General features: G+C 65.1%; 17 protein-coding genes. 2 read left to right on the top strand and 15 right to left on the bottom strand.

The window, feature by feature from the left end:
- The 12 genes from PMN64_RS28865 to PMN64_RS28810 form a co-directional block, all read right to left on the bottom strand.
- Positions 1-783, bottom strand: a 783-nt coding sequence (locus tag PMN64_RS28865) for an FAD-binding oxidoreductase (RefSeq protein WP_411783106.1), incomplete at its 3' end; no start/stop codon positions are given.
- A gap of 2 nt (positions 784-785) precedes the next feature.
- Positions 786-1,289: a 1,2-phenylacetyl-CoA epoxidase subunit PaaD gene (paaD, locus tag PMN64_RS28860; protein ID WP_411783105.1), complete on the bottom strand. Its 504-nt coding sequence runs from the start codon at positions 1,287-1,289 to the stop codon at positions 786-788.
- Entirely contained in the window at positions 1,283-2,059 is a 777-nt protein-coding gene (gene paaC, locus PMN64_RS28855; protein WP_411783104.1) for a 1,2-phenylacetyl-CoA epoxidase subunit PaaC, read from the bottom strand. Before paaC ends, paaD begins: the two co-directional genes overlap by 7 nt.
- Positions 2,060-2,201: 142 nt before the next feature.
- A complete protein-coding gene (gene paaB, locus PMN64_RS28850) occupies positions 2,202-2,489 on the bottom strand; it encodes a 1,2-phenylacetyl-CoA epoxidase subunit PaaB (protein WP_024579339.1) in 288 nt (95 codons plus the stop codon).
- A gap of 13 nt (positions 2,490-2,502) precedes the next feature.
- Entirely contained in the window at positions 2,503-3,495 is a 993-nt protein-coding gene (gene paaA / locus PMN64_RS28845) for a 1,2-phenylacetyl-CoA epoxidase subunit PaaA (RefSeq protein WP_411783103.1), read from the bottom strand.
- 76 nt (positions 3,496-3,571) lie between these two features.
- Positions 3,572-4,441 (bottom strand): phenylacetic acid degradation operon negative regulatory protein PaaX, encoded by an 870-nt coding sequence (paaX, locus tag PMN64_RS28840; protein ID WP_411783102.1) that lies wholly within the window; start codon positions 4,439-4,441, stop codon positions 3,572-3,574.
- A gap of 173 nt (positions 4,442-4,614) precedes the next feature.
- The gene (locus tag PMN64_RS28835) at positions 4,615-5,385 is read right to left on the bottom strand and encodes an esterase/lipase family protein (protein ID WP_411783101.1); all 771 of its coding nucleotides are present in this window, start codon (positions 5,383-5,385) and stop codon (positions 4,615-4,617) included.
- Between the two features lie 190 nt (positions 5,386-5,575).
- Positions 5,576-6,859 (bottom strand): DUF445 domain-containing protein, encoded by a 1,284-nt coding sequence (locus tag PMN64_RS28830; protein WP_411783100.1) that lies wholly within the window; start codon positions 6,857-6,859, stop codon positions 5,576-5,578.
- A 215-nt stretch (positions 6,860-7,074) separates the two neighbouring features.
- On the bottom strand, positions 7,075-7,551 hold the full coding sequence (locus PMN64_RS28825) for a phasin (protein ID WP_028331816.1): 477 nt from the start codon (positions 7,549-7,551) through the stop codon (positions 7,075-7,077).
- A gap of 181 nt (positions 7,552-7,732) precedes the next feature.
- The gene (locus PMN64_RS28820; RefSeq protein ID WP_038383826.1) at positions 7,733-8,329 is read right to left on the bottom strand and encodes a GNAT family N-acetyltransferase; all 597 of its coding nucleotides are present in this window, start codon (positions 8,327-8,329) and stop codon (positions 7,733-7,735) included.
- Between the two features lie 26 nt (positions 8,330-8,355).
- A complete protein-coding gene (locus tag PMN64_RS28815; RefSeq protein ID WP_411783099.1) occupies positions 8,356-9,438 on the bottom strand; it encodes a PHA/PHB synthase family protein in 1,083 nt (360 codons plus the stop codon).
- Complete coding sequence (locus PMN64_RS28810; protein ID WP_028338794.1) at positions 9,435-9,818, bottom strand: hypothetical protein; 384 nt, start codon at positions 9,816-9,818, stop codon at positions 9,435-9,437. The genes PMN64_RS28815 and PMN64_RS28810 overlap by 4 nt, the downstream gene beginning before the upstream one ends.
- A gap of 178 nt (positions 9,819-9,996) precedes the next feature.
- Here PMN64_RS28810 and PMN64_RS28805 point away from each other — a divergent pair, with 178 nt between their 5' ends.
- Together PMN64_RS28805 and PMN64_RS28800 are read left to right on the top strand one after the other, a co-directional pair.
- Positions 9,997-10,917, top strand: coding sequence for an alpha/beta fold hydrolase (locus tag PMN64_RS28805; protein ID WP_028331820.1), 921 nt, complete (start codon positions 9,997-9,999; stop codon positions 10,915-10,917).
- Between the two features lie 190 nt (positions 10,918-11,107).
- Complete coding sequence (locus tag PMN64_RS28800) at positions 11,108-11,503, top strand: nuclear transport factor 2 family protein (protein ID WP_375764580.1); 396 nt, start codon at positions 11,108-11,110, stop codon at positions 11,501-11,503.
- Positions 11,504-11,568: 65 nt separating this feature from the next.
- Here the strand turns inward: PMN64_RS28800 and PMN64_RS28795 are convergent, their stop codons facing one another.
- The 3 genes from PMN64_RS28795 to PMN64_RS28785 all read right to left on the bottom strand — a co-directional run bounded on the left by PMN64_RS28795 (position 11,569) and on the right by PMN64_RS28785 (position 16,870).
- The gene (locus tag PMN64_RS28795; RefSeq protein WP_411783098.1) at positions 11,569-12,243 is read right to left on the bottom strand and encodes a spermidine synthase; all 675 of its coding nucleotides are present in this window, start codon (positions 12,241-12,243) and stop codon (positions 11,569-11,571) included.
- A gap of 268 nt (positions 12,244-12,511) precedes the next feature.
- Positions 12,512-15,745: a bifunctional cytochrome P450/NADPH--P450 reductase gene (locus PMN64_RS28790; protein ID WP_411783107.1), complete on the bottom strand. Its 3,234-nt coding sequence runs from the start codon at positions 15,743-15,745 to the stop codon at positions 12,512-12,514.
- Positions 15,746-15,874: 129 nt separating this feature from the next.
- Positions 15,875-16,870 (bottom strand): alpha/beta fold hydrolase, encoded by a 996-nt coding sequence (locus PMN64_RS28785; protein ID WP_411783097.1) that lies wholly within the window; start codon positions 16,868-16,870, stop codon positions 15,875-15,877.

The raw sequence follows: 16,870 nt of genomic DNA, 5'->3' as shown, positions 1-16,870 counted from the left end.
GGAAACGACGACCTTCGGACGCGGCTTGCCGCCGAACTCCGAGACGAAGCGTTCGACATGGATGCGCTCGTCGGCGATGCCGATCTCGCGGCAAGTCGCCTCGATGGTCTCGCTCATCGCGGCCGGGCCGCAGACGAAGACGTGATCGACCGTATCGGCCGGCACCAGCGAGCGCAGCAGCACCCGCACCTTCTCGCCGTCGAGCCGGCCGTGCAGGATCGGAATGTCCTGCTCCTCGCCCGAGATGACGTGGAATACCGAGAGCCGCTGCATGAAGCGGTCCTTCAGCTCCTCCAGCGCCTCGCGGAACATGACGCCTTCGGTCGAGCGGTTGCCGTAGAACAGGAAGAAGCGGCTGTCCGGCTCGCGCGCCAGCACGCCCTTGATGATCGAGAGGATCGGCGTGATGCCGCTGCCGGCGGCGAAGCCGACATAGGTCCGCGCCTCGCCTGGCGCGTGGGCGACACCGAAGCGGCCGGTCGGCGTCATCACGTCGAGCTCGTCGCCGGCCTTCAGCTCGTCGGCGGCCCAGTTCGAGAATGCGCCGCCGTCGACCTTCTTCACCGCGATGCGCAATTCACCGTCATCGGGACCGGAACAGATCGAATAGGAACGGCGAACTTCCTCGCCGTCCATCGTGGTGCGCAGCGTCAGATACTGGCCCGGCGTGAAGCGGTAGTCGCCTTGCAAATCGTCGGGGATCGCAAAAGTCATCGAGATCGCGTCCGACGCCTCGCGGCGCAGATCGCTGACGGACAGGCGGTGGAATCGTGGTGTCGACATGGTCAATGGCACTTGAAGTAGTCGAAGGGTTCACGGCAACTCCTGCAACGCCACAGTGCCTTGCAGGAGGTCGAGCCGAACTCGGAGAGCAGTTCGGTATCGCCTGACCCGCATTGCGGGCACGCGACCGCCTGCTCGCCGAACAGCGCGCGGCGCGAGGAGCCCGGCAGCGGCGGCGCGATGCCGTATTCCTTGAGCTTGCGGCGGCCGTCCTCGCTCATCCAGTCGGTGGTCCAGGCCGGCGACAGCACGGTGCGGACCTTCGGGCGATGAATGCCTTCACGCTCCAGCGCGAGCTCGATCTCGAGCGCGATCATGTTCATGGCGGGACAGCCGGAATAGGTCGGCGTGATCGCGACCTCGACATGACCGTCGTGGACCGCGACGTCGCGCAGCACGCCGAGATCGGCGATGGTCAGCACCGGAATCTCGGGATCGACCACCTGCGCGGCCGCGCTCCAGGCGCGCCGGCGCAGATCGGCATCGCTGAGCGCAACGATCACCATGTCGCACCCGGAAAGGTCCGCTGCATCGATTGCAGCTCGCTGAGGAGATGGCCGAGATGTTCGCTGTGGCTGCCACTGCGGCCGCCCTGCTGCATCCAGTTGCCCGATGGCAGCGACAGTGTCGCCTCGTTGACGATGCCCGTAACCGTCTTCAGCCAGTGTGGCTTTAGTGCCGCGGGATCGATCGCGATGCCGGCGTCGATCAGGCCGCGCTCGCTATCGTCGACCGCGAACATCTCGCCGGTATAGGCCCAGAGATCGTCGATCGCGCCCTGCGCGCGGCGGTGGCTCTCCTCGGTGCCGTCGCCGAGCCGGACGATCCATTCCGACGAATGCCTGACATGATAGGCGCTCTCCTTCTCCGATTTTGCCGCGATCGCGGCAAATGTCGGATCGGACGAGGCCATCATCGCGCGCCAGTAGAGATCGGCGAATGCCGCGTAGAAGAACTGCCGCACCATGGTGCGGGCAAAGTCGCCGTTCGGCTGCTCGACCAGCAGCAGGTTGCGGTACTGCCTGACGTCGCGCAGATAGGCGAACTTGTCCTCGTCGTTGCCTCGGCCCTCGACCTTGGCCGCGTAGCTGTAGAGCTCACGGGCCTGACCGAGCAGGTCGAGCCCCATATTGGCGAGCGCCATATCCTCTTCCATCGCGGGCGCGTGGCCGCACCATTCGGACAGCCGATGGCCGAGGATCAGCGCATCGTCGGCGCGGCGCAGCGCGTAGAGCACCAGCGGCGTTTCGGAAACTTCGATGTTGGCGGTTGCCATGTTCCCATATCCTGTATCAACACACTCGAGCCTCATCCTGAGGAGCGCCGAAGGCGCTTCTCGAAGGATGGGCCGCGGTCACTGCACGGGGCCTCTTGGTTCGAGACGCGCTGCGCGCTCCTCACCATGAGGGGGAGTGAACTCACATATGCCCGACTTCGTCGGGGACGTCGTAGAAGGTCGGGTGGCGGTAGATCTTGGATTCCGCCGGCTCGAACATCATGCCCTTCTCGGACGGATCGGACGCGGTGATCGCGTTCGAGGGCACCACCCAGATCGACAGCCCCTCGCCGCGGCGGGTGTAGATGTCGCGCGCGGCCTGCAGGGCGAGCGTCGAGTCGGCCGCGTGCAGCGAGCCGACATGCTTGTGCGCGAGGCCATTGCGGCTGCGGATGAAGACTTCCCAGAGCGGAACGTTCGGTGTGGCCATCTCTAGCGCTCCCTTATTCTGCGGCTTGCGCGAGCTGGCGGCTCTTGCGCTTCTCGGCATAGGCCATCGCGGCCTCGCGGACCCAGGCGCCTTCCTCATGCGCCTTCCGACGCGCGGCGAGACGATCGCGGTTGCAGGGACCGTTGCCGGCGAGCACCTGCTTGAACTCGTCCCAGTCGATCGGGCTGTGTTCCCAATTGCCGTTCGCGTTCTGCTTCATGCCGGGATCGGGGATGGTCAGCCCGAGGAACTCGGCCTGCGGCACGGTGGCGTCGATGAATTTCTGGCGCAACTCGTCGTTGGAGAAGCGCTTGATCTTCCATTTGGTCGAGGTGTCGCTGTGCTGGCTGACCTGGTCCGGCGGACCGAACATCATCAGCACCGGCCACCACCAGCGATCGAGCGCGTTCTGCGCCATCGCCTTCTGCTCCGGGGTGCCGCGGCACAGCGTCACCATGATCTCAAAGCCCTGGCGCTGGTGGAACGACTCTTCCTTGCAGACGCGGATCATCGCGCGCGCATAGGGGCCGTAGGAGCAACGGCACAGCGGGATCTGGTTCATGATCGCGGCGCCGTCGACCAGCCAGCCGATGGTGCCGATATCGGCCCAGGTCAGCGTCGGATAGTTGAAGATCGAGGAATATTTCGCCTTGCCCGAGAGCATCGCGTCGACCAGCTCTTCGCGCGAGGTGCCGAGCGTCTCGGCGGCGGCGTAGAGATAGAGGCCGTGGCCGCATTCGTCCTGCACCTTGGCAAGCAGCGCGGCCTTGCGGCGCAGCGACGGCGCGCGGGTGATCCAGTTGCCCTCGGGGAGCATGCCGACGATTTCGGAATGGGCGTGCTGGGAAATCTGCCGCGTCAGCGTCTTGCGATAAGCGGCGGGCATCCAGTCGTTCGGCTCGATGCGCTCGTCGGCATCGATGCGGGCCTGGAACTGACTGGCACGGGCGACATCCTCGACGCCGCGATCGTCGCCGTCGGATGAGTTGAGCGCCTGCGTATACATGGCCGACCTCCCAATGTGTTGTTAGGCAGGAATATATAACACAAATTTTCAAATGCAACAAGTTTTTGTAATATGTTCAGACGCCCTCGAAACGGCGCGCCACCGCCCCGTTGGGCTTCGGCAGCGGCCCGTCCTCGTTGGTTGCATGGTCGTCAAGCCATTGTTCCGATGGCGAAAGCAGCCCGCGATAGATCTCGCCGCAGAGTTTGCGCGCGGCCCTGCCCGGCCAATCCTTCGGCAGCAGCTGATACGGCAGCAGCGGATCGCGCAGCACGACACGGCGGTAATGGTGGATCAAGAGAATGCGCGCGGTGAAGGCGTCGGCGTCGCTCAGCTGCTCGCCGCGGATGATGGAGCCGTGCAGCGGCTCGAACGTCTTCATGAACTTCAGATAGGCATCCGCGGTGCGGTCGAGCGGCCAGCTTTCGCTGAGCAACCGGCGCCCGCTGTCGTCTTCCGCCGAGACTTCGAGCCGGATCGCGCTCGACGCCTCAACGGGGATCGGCACGCCCGACGGCGCGACCCACACGCCGGGCAGCGGGCTGCCGAAGCCGGCATTCTTCAATGCCTCGCGCGCGGCGTCGCGATCCTCGGCATTGCCGATCAACAGCAGCTCGAAGCGGCCGGTCCAGTCCGACGGCGGCGGATCGTAGATGTGCCGCGTCGCGGTGTCGAAGGTCTGCCGGCCCCTGGCGTTGAGCCGATAGAAGCTGTTGCGGCCGACCTTGTTGCGTTCGAGCCAGCCGTCGGCGGCGAGCCGCGACATCGCGGTGCGCACCACATTGCCGTCGATGTCGAGCGACTTGAAGAATTCGAGCAGCGTTCCGAGCCACACCGAGCCGCCGCGCGGCACGATGGAATCGCCGAACACGGTGATGATGATCGAGCCCGTGCGTGACGGCTCGCGCTTCAGCTGATCGACGATGCGGGCAAGCGGCTGGGGCATGCGCAACGCATAGCGCGTTTTGTCGATTCACGACAATGTTCGAGCCAGCAGCCGGGCTGCATCCTTCGAGACGCGGCCAAAAGGCCGCTCCTCAGGATGAGGTCTGGCTTTGGTCCTCATGGTGAGGAGCGCGGCAACGCCGCGCGTCTCGAACCATGGACGTGGAGGCGATCTCAGCGATTCGGATCGGGATAAACGATGCTGCGCCAGCCGCTGCGATCGAACGGCGCCCACTCGCCTTCCTTCTGCGCGAGGCGATCGGCGACCGCGTAGACCACGGCCGGGTGATGACCCATGCCGCAATGGCTGCTCTCGACCTCGATGCTGTCGGTCATCGACGAGGACTGCTCGCGGCAGCCCTGCCAGGCGCAGACGCCATCGGTGCGGCTGAAGATCGCGGTGGTCGGCACCGGCGGCGCGCTGGCGAGCGAGCCGCCGAAACGCTGGTCCTCTTCGTCGGCGCGGCGGCCGCTGGCCATCTCGTAGACGCGCCACGCGTTGGTCGACTTCGGGCCGGCGGCAAACGGGCTGCCGAGCGTGATCACCTGGCGCACGCGCTCCGGCATCATCTTGGCGAGCTGGCGCGCATAGAGGCCGCCGAGGCTCCAGCCGACCACCGAGACCTTGCGGCCGGTGGTCTCATTCATCTCCTGCAGCAGCTCGACCATCCCGTCCTGCACGCCGGCGCGAAGCCCGAGATTGCGGCCCTGGCGCCAGCCGCTGACGGCGTAGCCCTTGCTCCTGAGAAAGTCGCGCAGCGGCCGGGTCGACATGTCGGAGGCAATCAGCCCCGGCAGCACCAGCACCGGATGCCCATCGCCGCGCGGCGCGAGGCTGAGCAGCGGCAATGCACCGAGAAAGGCGCCGAGCTCATGAATGGCGCGGCCTTCCAGAAACATCAGCGTCCTGGACGGCGGGCGTAGCGTCTGCGCAGCAACGGACATTTCAGCTCCTCTTCCGGCAGGGCCGCCGGCAATGGCACCAACGAGAATGGGTCAACGGAATTGACGCAAACCCGGCGGAATCGTTCCGCAACGCAACAATCTGTCCTGAAAAGCTAGGGAACCGGACACTTTCGTGCAAGCGGCCCAGGTCACACTTGCCACAACTAAAGTGACGTTCGTGCCCAATCGGTCACAGCAGCCGCAGCGTGTACTCCAGGGTGTAAAGCGCGAGGCCGGCAAGTCCGCCGATCAGCGCGCCGTTGAAGCGGATGTATTGCAGGTCCTTGCCGACATTGACCTCGATCAGAGAGATCAGCTGCTCCATGTCCCAGCTCTTCATCTGGTCGGCGATGAAGCCCGAGACGCCGCTCTTCTGCTCGGCGACGACGGTGCGCAGGATGGCCACCAGGCCCTGATTGATCTCGCCGCGCAGGTCGGCGTCGCCGTCAAGCGCGTCGCCGGCCTCGACCAACATTCGCGCCAGCTGATGCTGCAGCACCTGCGACTCGCCCGAGGCGCTGCGTTCGATGAAGTCCTTGACGTTGGCCCAGATGGTGCGCCCGAGATTGGCCAGCTCCGGCCGCGCCATCAAATCGCGCTTGAGACCGTCGATGCGATCGGCGAACGCCTTGTCGCTGCCGAGCCGGTCGACAAAGGACAGCAGCATGCGGTCGAACTCGCCGCGGAACGGGTGCTGCGGATCGTTGCGCACTTCCTCGAAGAATTTCGTGGCGGAAGCGATGATCCGATTCACCACGAACTTGTCGGCGCGATAGAGCCTCAAGAGCGTCGGCATCTCGGCGCGGACCTTGTCGCGGATCACGGCCATGGTCTCCTGCTGCGTCAGCGTCTGGTGCAGCACGCGCAGGATGTCGTCGAGCAGGCCGCCATGCTTGCCCTCCTGCACGAAGCCGCGCAGCGCGCCGGCCGCAAGCGGCGCGAGGTCGATCGAGAGCACCTGCGTCGTGACGCGACGGCTGATGAATTGCATCAGCCCCGAGCTCTCGGTCGCCGCGAATGCCTCGGGCAGCATCCGCAGCACGAAGCGGGCGAGATCCTCCGAACGTTTGCGGTCGCGCAGCCAGTCGGCGATGAACGAACCGAAATCGATCTCGCGCAGCTTGGCCTCGACCGGCCCGGATTCCAGGAAATTGTTCTCGATGAACTCGCCGAGCTTTTCGGCGATGCGCGCCTGATTGCTCTGGATGATCGCGGTGTGCGGGATCGGCAGGCCGAGCGGCCGCTTGAACAACGCGACGACGGCATACCAGTCGGCGAGCCCGCCGATGGTCGCGGCCTCGGCAAATGCCGCGATGAAGCCGAACACCGGATGCACCGGCAGCAGCGCCTTCGCTGCGATGAAGATGATGAAGGTTGCCGCCAGCACGCCGGTCGCCAGCCACTTGACGCGCCGCAGCTCGGCCGCGCGTTCGGCATCGACGGGCGTTGCGATGAGAGCGGCGGGAAGGGTCATGGGGTTTCAAAGGGGTGACGAATGAAGCATAGCATGGCCCCACCGCCGTCATTCCGGGGCGTGCGAAGCACGAACCCGGAATCTCGAGATTCCGGATCGCCGCTTCGCGGCGTCCGGAATGACGGTGGACACATGAGCTATGAAGGACACCGCCAAAAAAGAAGGCCCGCAAATGGCGGGCCTTCGAAAAGGGCAGTCGGTCAGTGCAAGCGCGATCAGGCGGTCTTGCCGTAGACCTTGGCGAAGTTGTCCTGCGCGGTCTTCGCACCATCGGTGACGAGCTTGCCGAGATACTCGGTGGTGGCCTTCGCCCGCGAGACGAACAGTTCGCCACGCGCACGGGCCAGCTCCGACTGGATCTGGGCGGCTTCGCTCAGCGACTTGGCGGACGCGAGCTTGTCGATGCCGGCGAAGAACGCCTCGGCGTCCTGGTAGATCGCCTGCTGGATGTTGCGGCTGATCTTGGCGGCTTCGGTCACCGAACCGGCAACAGCGGACTCGATCACGTTGGTCACCTTCTCCGAGCCGGCATAGGCATCGGCAGCGCGGGTCTTGGCGGCCTCGGCCTGCTTCTTCACGAACTCACGGGCAGCTTCCGGAACTTCCAGGTTCTGAAGCTTGGTGAACGCCTCGGTGACGGGCGCGAAGGCTTCCTTGACGCTGTTCAGCACGGAATTGGTTTCGGTGGTCATTGGGGTCTCTCCATCCTCAGGTTTGAGCTATGGGCTCACCCCGTCCGGTTTGGCCCGGGGCAACGGTGTTATGACACACCTCATGGTGCGTCGCAACATAGATGTTGCGGCGCGATATCACGAACCTGTGAATAGCACGAAGATCCGGCAGATTGCCTAGAGAACCAGCAGAAAACGGTTTCTAATTACCACTGACCGCGTCGGACACCCCGTACGCCTCCATTTGGGCCCGGACCTGCGCCACATTGTGCCCCAGCACGACGATGTCGTGGGTCTTGCCCTCGACGTCGCGGACATGGTCGCGCAGCAGGGCCTCAGCCTTGAAGCCGAGGCTTTCGAACAAGGCGATCGCCGCCCGCTGGTCAACGGTCATCTGCACCGAGAACTTCTCCAGCCCGGCGCCGAGCGCGATGGCGAAGGTCTCCTGCGACAATGCCCGGCCGACGCCCTGCCCGCGCACGTCGAGCGACACCACCATCCGGATCTCGCCGACATGCGGCGACCAGGAGTGCGGATCACGCACCAGGGTGCCGCAACCGACCACCTTGCCGTCCTTGATCGCGAGCAGGCTCGTGATGTCGCCGCGCTCGATCTCGTTGATCCAGGCCGACAGCACCTTCGGCTGGCTGATATTGCGCGGCAGGAACAAGAGATCATGCGTCGGCAGCTTCTGCGCGAAAGCCAGCACCGCGGCCTCGTGGTCCCGAATCATCAGGCGAAACTCGATGTCGCCCGCTTCGGTCTTGACGCGGCGCGGATAGGAACGTTGTTCGGTCATGTCGATCTCTCTCAAGTCGACCCTTCTTAGGTCGATCTCTTGCCCAGCCAGGAGTCCAGTTTCGGCCACAGCCGCTTGATTGCGTTGGCGCCGGCGACCAGCGAGACGTGACCGCCTTTCAGCATCACCTCCTCCTTGTCCTCGGAGCCGATCTTGGTGATCAGATGTTTTGCCGCATCATACGGCACGATGTGGTCGTGCTCGGCGACCGCGTGCAGGATCGGCACCTTGATGTCGGCAAGCTTGGCCTCGCGGCCGCCGACGGTCATGGTGTCGTTGTAGAGCTTGTTGTCCCACATCAGGTCCTTGGTGATGGCGCGGAAATATTCGCCCGCGAGCGGCAACGTGTCGGTCGCCCAGCGATCGAACATCCGGTACGACTTGACGAACTCGTCGTTCCAGATGTTGTCCCAGAGCTGGATCTGGCCGACGACACGCGCGGCCGGCCGCAACATGTCGAACGATTGCAGGATCAGTTCGGGCGGCATGTTGCCGGTGCTGTCGATCAGGCGGTCGACGTCGAAATAGCGGCGGTCGGCGAAATTCGAGAACAGCTTCATCTCGCGGAAATCGATCGGCGTGGTGAAGCAGATCAGGTTCTTCATGGGCCCGTCGCTGAAGATCGAGCCATAGAGCAGCGACAGCACGCCGCCGAAGCAATAGCCGATCACCGAGACGTCCTTTTCGCCGGAATCCTGCTGCACGCGGCGGACCGATTCCGGAATGAAGTCGAGGACGTAATCCTCCATGCGCAGCGATTTCTCCTCGGGCTTCGGCGCAGTCCAGTCCAGCATGTAGACGTCGAAGCCGCGCTTGAGCAGGAACTCGATGAAGCTCTGCCCCGGCACCAGGTCGAGGATGTAGCCGCGGTTGGTGGTCGCCATCACGATCAGCACGGGCACGCGATAGACTTCGTCGGCCAGCGGCCGGTAGTGATAGAGGTTCATGGTGCCGCGCGAATACAGCACGTCCTTCGGCGTCGAGCCGAGCGACGGGCCGGAGCTCGAGAAATACTCGACGCCCTTGATGCTGCGCTGGATCGCGCGCTGCACCTCGGACTGCACCCGCTCGGAGATCGAGGCGAAATCAAAAGGGGTGGGAGCATTCATTTGCTGCCTCCCTCCGCTGGCGGCTGCTTGGTGCGCGGTGGCCGAGGCGTTGCGCCGTGGCCGTCGTCCGGCGCCAGCGAATTGTGGTGCACCTGCTGCAGCAGCGTCTTGATCTCGTTGAGCTGGTTCTCCATCGATTGCAGGCGCTCGGCCATGCCGACGAGCTGGGCGCGGCTCGGCAGGTTCATCGCCAGCAGATATTTCTCCATCAGCTCGCCAAGCTGCTTCTGCGCGCCGGCCGCGACGCCGCCGGCCTGGTTCATCGCCTTGGAAAATTCCGGCGAGGTCATGAGCTGGTTGCCGAAGGAGTTGAACCCCTTCTCCATCTCGCCAATCATCGTCTGCCAGATCACGGCAGGGTCGTTGCCCTTGTCGGCCATGCGGCGCTCCTCCACACCAATTTCGAGCGCTTGCCGCGCTTCCACTTGTTTGTGCCATACGACACCGTTGCCGCTGATCGGTCAACAGTGCGGCGCGACCAGCGACGCCGAGGCTCTTCTGCGCTGCGTCAATCCGTGGCATAGAGGTTCCTGACCGCGACACCAGCAGGGGACGCCCGTGACCACGCTCGCCCATCAGCCGCCGCAGATCATCCGCGCCAATGGCATCGACATCTGCTACGAGATTTTTGGCGATGCGAATGCCGAGCCGCTGCTCCTGATCATGGGCCTCGGCGCCCAGATGATCCATTGGGACGACGAGTTCTGCCGCCAGCTCGCCGCGCGCGGTTTTCGCGTCATCCGATTCGACAACCGGGATATCGGCAAATCCTCCCGCCTGAGCGGCGGCAAGCGGCTGACCGCGCTCGAACTGCTCAAGCTCCGCTTCCTGAAGATCCCGGTCGCAGCGCCCTACAAGCTGGCCGACATGGCGAGGGACACGATCGGGCTGATGGATGCGCTCGGCATCCGCACCGCGCATCTGGTCGGGGCCTCGATGGGCGGCATGATCGCGCAGGAGGTTGCCATCACCTTCCCCGAGCGCGTGCGCTCGCTGACCTCGATCATGTCGACCACGGGCAACCCAAAGATCCCGGGGCCGACCCGCGAGGCGACCGCGGTGCTGATGGCGCCACCGCCGAAGAGCAAGGAGGAGTATTTCGTCCGCTTCGGGCAGACCTGGAAGGTGCTGCGCAACGGCTCGTTCCCCGAGGACGAGGCGCTCGATCCCGAACGCGCGCGGCGCACCTATGAGCGCGGCCTCAATCCGGAGGGCGTCGGCCGCCAGCTCCGCGCCATCCTCGCCTCCGGCAGCCGCAAGGAGCGCCTGCGCGGCGTCAAGGCGCCGACGCTGGTGATCCACGGCACCATCGATCCGCTGGTGCATCCCGAAGGCGGCAAGGACACCGCGGTCTCGATCCCGGGCGCGAAGCTCGTGATGATCGAGGGCATGGGCCACGCCCTGCCGATTCCGATGTGGCCGCAGATCATCGACGCCATCGACAAGCACGCGCATGGCGCGGCGGCGAAGGCGGCGTGAGGCAGGTATCTTCCGGTAACCATGTGAGCCAGGAGTGCGTTCTTCCGGCGCCTGCGCGGAGGCGGTAGACAGCGCGATGCATCGCGCGGGTCGCGCACCATCAGCCACCGGGAGTCACCAGATGAAGACCTTTCTCCGGCCACGGACAGCCGTCGCCGCTCTCCTCCTCGCGCTGGCGTCTTCATCGGCAATGGCGGCCGCCGGCGAGGCGCAGCAGGAGGCCAACCGCAAGGCGGTGCTGGCGTTCTACGAGAAGGGGCTGAACCAGAAGGACGCCGACGCAGCGCTCGCCTATGTCGGCAACCGCTATGTGCAGCACAATCCCGGCGCGGCCGACGGCCCGGAGGGCTTTCGCAAGTTCATCGGCTTCCTGCGCGAGAAGTTTCCGAACTCGCACAGCGAGATCAAGCGCTCATTCGTCGACGGCGACTACGTGATCCTGCACGTCCACGCCGTGCGCGAGCCCGGCACCCGCGGCAACGCGATCATCGACATCTTCAAGCTCGAGGACGGCAAGATCGTCGAGCATTGGGACGTGGTGCAGCCCGTTCCGGAAAATCCGGCGAATAGCAACACGATGTTCTGAAGCATCGTGACGGCTTGTGCTCGGCCACTGGCATGATCGGGCTGGCGCGCGCGCCGGGACGCCGGCTATTCCTTGACCGCGATCCAGATCACGTGGCGGACACCGCGACCCCGGCCGGTGGCGCGGACGGCAATTTCGTTGACCGCGAACCCGGCCCGGGACAGCGATTTCGGGAACTTGGCATTCGGACCGGACGACCAGACGGCGAGCACGCCGCCGCGCCGCAAAGCCGTGTGTGCGATCTTGAGCCCGGAGACATCATACAGCGCGTCATTGGCCTTGCGGGTCAGGCCTTCGGGCCCGTTATCGACGTCAAGCAGGATGGCATCGAAGCTGAGCGGTTGGCGTTCGATCACGCTGGCAACATCCTCCTCCCGGATGCTCACGCGCGGATCGTTCAGGCTGTCGCCGAAGATCTCCGCCATCGGGCCTCGCGCCCAGGCAACGACAGCCGGCACCAGTTCGGCCACCGTGATCTGCGCCTCGGGCCCGAGCACGGCGAGTGCGGCCCGCAGCGTAAAGCCCATGCCGAGGCCGCCGATCAGAAAATGCGGCCGTGCGAGCTTCTCGATCTTCTTCGCGGCAAGCGTCGCCAGCGCCTCTTCCGAGCCCGACAGGCGGCTGTTCATCAGCTCGTTGGTGCCGAGCATGATCGAGAATTCGCGGCCTCGCCGCATCAGACGCAATTCACCCTCGGTGCCGGGAACGCGCGTGGTATCGATCTTTTCCCAAGGAATCATGCGGCGGTTTCTAGCATGGGCGTCAGGGCGGGCGAAGCTCGCGTCCGGAGAATGCGAAATAGTGACTCACGAATGGCACAACAAACTCCGTGTCGTCCCTGCCTAGTGCGCAATTGCGCACGGGAGCAGGGACCCATAACCACCGAAGGCGATTGTTGCGCGACACTGCGGCCACGGCTTGCTTCAACAACACAACCCTGTGGTTATGGGTCCCTGCTTTCGCAGGGACGACGATGGGGATGCATCACGGTCATCCCAGGCCGCAAGCCTACCCGCCTGCCCAGACGTCGAGCACGTAGCGGTTCCTGGTGCCCATTTCCTCGATCCAGCGCGCGGCGGCGTCAGTGTCGACACCGGTGCGCTCGCGATAGATCGACATCAAGGTCGCCTTGACGTCGGGCTCCATCCTGCCGCCGTCGCCGCAGACATAGACGATCGCGCCCTTCTGGATCAGCTCCCAGACCCGGTCCTTCTGCGCGGCGAGGAGGTGCTGCACATAGGTCTTCGGCCCGTCGGCGCGCGAGAAGGCGGTGTGGAGTTCACTGATGCCGTCGGCTGCGAACGCCTTCAGCTCATCCGCATAGATGAAGTCCTGCTCGGGGTGCCGGCAGCCGAAGAACAGCATCGCCGGCCCCAGCGTCGCGCCCTGCGCCCTGCGCGCGGCGCGCTCCTGCAGGAAGCCGCGGAACGGTGCGAGCCCGGTGCCCGGCCCGATCATGATGATCGGCACGGCATTGTCATCGGGCAGGCGGAAGCCGGCCTTGGTCTCCTTGATGGTGGCGTGGACGGTGTCGCCGGCGCGGCGGCGCGCCAGATAGTTCGAGCAGATGCCCTTGTAGATGCCGCGGCCGGAACTTGCCGGCGCCTCCACCACGCCCACGGTGACGCTGCAGCGCTGCGCCTCGCCGGCCGGAGACGACGAGATCGAATAATAGCGCGGCGCCAGCAGCGACAGCATTTCGAGGTAGAGGTGGAACGGCAGCTCGCAGGCCGGATATTCCTCGAGCAGGTCAAACACCGATTTGCGCTTCGCCAAGACGTCGGTGCGATAGCGCGCGGCCGAGGCATCGTCGTCCCCGACATAGGCCATCAGCTTCGGCTTGGTCACCGGGCAGCGGGTGTGCTCGGCCATGATCTGGATCTGCTTGCGGGTCGCGACCTGCTGCAGCTCGACGAACTCGGTGAGCAGCCGCCCGACCGACACCGCATTGCCGACCGGCAATTGCGCGCGGCGGCCTTCCGAGACCTGCAGGCGGATCTGGTCGGCCGGCAGGAAGCCGAAGCGGCGCGCAACGGAATCGACCAATGTCGGGTCGTTGCGCGGCACCACGCTAAGATGATCGCCGACACGGTATTTCAGACTGGCCGGCAGCTCGACCTCGATATGCCGGGTCGAACGCTCCGACGGATTGGCGCCTGCCTTGGTCTGCAGCTCGCTGTTGGCGAGCACCTTCATCGGCACCGCGCCGCCCTGCGTCACGATGGTGTTGACCGCGCCCTGCGCCACCGGCTCGATCGCATAGAGCGGCTCGTCCTCGGCGGTGCGGGTGAAATTCCAGTCGATGCCGAATTCCTTGGTCGCGACCTTGGCCGCCTCCGGGAACCATTTCTGGAACTGGCCGTCGAGATCGCTGCGCGCATCGCCCTCGCCGCGCGGATAGACCGCGCGTGCGCCATGCTTGGTGAGCTGCTCGTCGATGAAACGCGGCACCGACTGGTAGGTCGCCGCCCAATCGCTGTTGCCGCAACCGAACACCGCGTAGCGCACCTTGGCGAAGGCATCCTTCGGCAGGTCGCTATCGAGCCATTTGACGAACTGCGTGGCGTTGTCGGGCGCCGCGCCGTTGTAGGAGGCGCAGATGATCAGCACGCCGCCCTCCTCCGGCAGCTTGCCGACATAGTCGTCCAGCGGACCCAACCGCGTCGCGAAGCCGTTGATCTCCGACAGATCCGCCATGCGGGTCGCCAGTTCTTCGGCCGAGCCGAGATTGGAGCCGTACAGCACCAGCATCGGCGTGTTGTGGCCCGGGCGCGTGGCCGGCGCGCGCGGTGCCTTCGGCGCGGCCGCAACCGCGCCCGTGCCGCCGGCGAACGCGCCGCGGTCCTTGTCGTCGCGCGGCCGCACCTTGATCCTGAAGCCATCCGGCTTGACGGTCAGCGTCTCCTTCAGATGCATCTGATAGCGATGCACGTCGATCAGCTTGAAGCGTTGCAGGATCATCCCGATCGCCAGCGCCGCCTCGTGCATGGCAAAGCCGCGGCCGATGCAGGCGCGCTGGCCGTTGCCGAACGGCTTCCAGGCATTGATCGGGCGCTTGGCCTCCGCCTCGCGGCTGAAATTCTCGGGATCGAACACGTCGGGGTTCGGGCCCCAGACGCTGGGATCGCGGTGCAGCGCCATCACCAGGATGGTGATGAAGGTGTTCTTCTTCAGCTTGTACTTGCCGCCGATCATCTCATCGGCCAAAGGCGCGATGCCGTAGGCCGGCGCCGGCGGCCACAGCCGCAGCGCCTCCTTCAAACATTGCGTGATGTAGGTGAGCTGCGTCACCTGCTGATAGGTCGGCCGCGCGTTGACGTCGGGACCAAGGACGCGATCGACCTCCTCATAGGCCTTCTTCAGCACCTCCGGGTGCTTCAGCAGCGCGTAGATCGTGCACGACAACAGGCCGCTGGTGGTCTCGTGGCCGGCGATCAGGAAGGTGTTGATCTGGTAGCGGATGTTGACGTCGTCGAGCTGCTCGCCGGTGGCGCGGTCGACGCCGGTCATCATCGCCGCCAGCATGTCCTTCTTGTCGTCGGTCGCGGCGGTGTTGCCGCGCCGCTCGGCGATGATCTCGTCGACCATCTTGTTCATGAAGGCGACGTCGTCGGCCAGCGTCTTGCGCCGCTTCTGCATCCACAGACCCTCGAGCGGCAGGCCGCGGGTCATCATGATGGTTTCGAGCGAGCGCACCAGCGATTCCACGAACGGGTGGTAGTCGCGGCGGTAGAACGAGTTGAAGCGGTAGTCGAAGCCGCAGAGGCCGATGGTGTCGAGGGTGAGCGCCGTCATGTCGTGGACGACCTCGATCTCCTCGTCGGCGTTGAGGCGCTCCCATTTCTTGACCAGCTGCTCGGCGATGTCGACCATGCTCGGGTGGTACGATTGCATGGCGCGGTTGCCGAACGGCTGCATCAGGATGTTGTGCGCCTTGCTCCAGTTCGGCTCCCTGGTGTCGGCGGTGAACAGGCCGTCGCCGCCGACCGCGCGCACCCGGCGCAGCGAGCCGCGCACCGCCTTGTCGAAGCGCTTCTCGTCGGAGAGCTCGTCGACCAGATCGTGACCGGACACGATCACGAGCGGCGCGCCCATCATGTCGAGCCAGAAGATCGGTCCGAGCTCCTTGGAGAGCTTGACGAGATGCTGCACCGGCGCGGTCGAGTCCAGCGACAGCATGTTGCCGACCACCGGCTTCGTCGGCGGATGCGGAATCGGACTCAGTCTGTTGCCGGACGCCATGTCGAGATTGCCCCCTGTCACCTATTCGTCATTGCGAGGAGCGAAGCGACGAAGCAATCCATACATCCTCGTATGCGGACCGATGGATTGCTTCGCTTCGCTCGCAATGACGGCGTTGGTGTCCCGTCGTCACCCAAACCGCTTTCTGCGCCATTCGATCAGCTTCGCGCTGACTTCGTCAGGCTTTTCCTGCTGCGTCCAATGGCCGCTGTCCTTGACCAGGTACTTCTCGAGGTCCGGCACCAGCCGCTCCATGCCGTCGGCGGCCGAGGGCGGCAGCACCGCGTCGTTCTCGGCCATGATCATCAGCGACGGCACCCGGACGTGATGGTCCAGCCCGGCCGAGCGCTCCCAGTTGCGGGTGAAATTGCGATACCAGTTGATGCCGCCGGTGAAGCCGGTCTTGGTGAAGGTGTCGACGAACACCTTTTTCTCGTCCGCGGACAGGATCGGCGTGCGCGGATCATGCTTGGCGTCGTAATTCGCGATCATCTGCGGAAACGCCAGATTGAGCCGCGCCGAGGCACCGACGCCGGCGATCGGCTGTTCGGGCGGCGCGTCCGCCGGACGCGGCACCGGCTTGCGCATGAAGGCGTCGAAGGTCTGCTCGACGCGGCTGCCGAAGATGCGGTCGGGCTCGCGCCCCGGATCCTGGAACTGGACGATGTACATGTGATCGCCGAAGCGTTGGCGGAACAGCGCGACCGGGTCCATCGGCGCGCGGTCCCAATGCGGCGTGTTGACGCCGACGACGCCGGCGACCCGCGCAGGATGCCTGAGCGGCATCTGCCAGACGACAAAACCGCCCCAATCGTGACCGACGAAGATCGCCTTGTCGATCTTGAGATGGTCGAGCAGGCCGACGAGATCGCCGGTCAGGTGCTCCATGTCGTAGGCCTCGACCGGCTCCGGCCGGTCGGTCGCGCCATAGCCGCGCTGATCCGGCGCAATCACCCGGATGCCGGCCTCGCCCAGCGCCTTGATCTGGTGGCGCCAGGAGAACGCCAGTTCAGGCCAGCCGTGGCACAGCACAACCGGCGGCGTGTCGGTCTTGGGGCCTGCTTCATAAAACCCCATGCGGATGCCGTTCGTCTCGGCGAACTGCAGCGGTGGCATCTCAATCAT

Origin of the sequence: Bradyrhizobium sp. UFLA01-814 (assembly GCF_046718885.1) — a bacterium.
Lineage (GTDB): Bacteria > Pseudomonadota > Alphaproteobacteria > Rhizobiales > Xanthobacteraceae > Bradyrhizobium > Bradyrhizobium elkanii.
The sequence above is the reverse complement of the archived record's forward strand: the minus strand, read 5'-3'. Positions and strand labels throughout refer to the sequence as shown.

Coding starts and splice junctions, on each gene's coding strand:
- paaD (WP_411783105.1), bottom strand. CDS start 1,289: ATGGTGATCGTTGCGCTCAGCGATGCCGATCTGCGCCGGCGCGCCTGG.
- paaC (WP_411783104.1), bottom strand. CDS start 2,059: ATGGCAACCGCCAACATCGAAGTTTCCGAAACGCCGCTGGTGCTCTAC.
- paaB (WP_024579339.1), bottom strand. CDS start 2,489: ATGGCCACACCGAACGTTCCGCTCTGGGAAGTCTTCATCCGCAGCCGC.
- paaA (WP_411783103.1), bottom strand. CDS start 3,495: ATGTATACGCAGGCGCTCAACTCATCCGACGGCGACGATCGCGGCGTC.
- paaX (WP_411783102.1), bottom strand. CDS start 4,441: ATGCCCCAGCCGCTTGCCCGCATCGTCGATCAGCTGAAGCGCGAGCCG.
- PMN64_RS28835 (WP_411783101.1), bottom strand. CDS start 5,385: ATGTCCGTTGCTGCGCAGACGCTACGCCCGCCGTCCAGGACGCTGATG.
- PMN64_RS28830 (WP_411783100.1), bottom strand. CDS start 6,859: ATGACCCTTCCCGCCGCTCTCATCGCAACGCCCGTCGATGCCGAACGC.
- PMN64_RS28825 (WP_028331816.1), bottom strand. CDS start 7,551: ATGACCACCGAAACCAATTCCGTGCTGAACAGCGTCAAGGAAGCCTTC.
- PMN64_RS28820 (WP_038383826.1), bottom strand. CDS start 8,329: ATGACCGAACAACGTTCCTATCCGCGCCGCGTCAAGACCGAAGCGGGC.
- PMN64_RS28815 (WP_411783099.1), bottom strand. CDS start 9,438: ATGAATGCTCCCACCCCTTTTGATTTCGCCTCGATCTCCGAGCGGGTG.
- PMN64_RS28810 (WP_028338794.1), bottom strand. CDS start 9,818: ATGGCCGACAAGGGCAACGACCCTGCCGTGATCTGGCAGACGATGATT.
- PMN64_RS28800 (WP_375764580.1), top strand. CDS start 11,108: ATGGCGGCCGCCGGCGAGGCGCAGCAGGAGGCCAACCGCAAGGCGGTG.
- PMN64_RS28795 (WP_411783098.1), bottom strand. CDS start 12,243: ATGATTCCTTGGGAAAAGATCGATACCACGCGCGTTCCCGGCACCGAG.
- PMN64_RS28790 (WP_411783107.1), bottom strand. CDS start 15,745: ATGGCGTCCGGCAACAGACTGAGTCCGATTCCGCATCCGCCGACGAAG.
- PMN64_RS28785 (WP_411783097.1), bottom strand. CDS start 16,870: ATGATTGAGATGCCACCGCTGCAGTTCGCCGAGACGAACGGCATCCGC.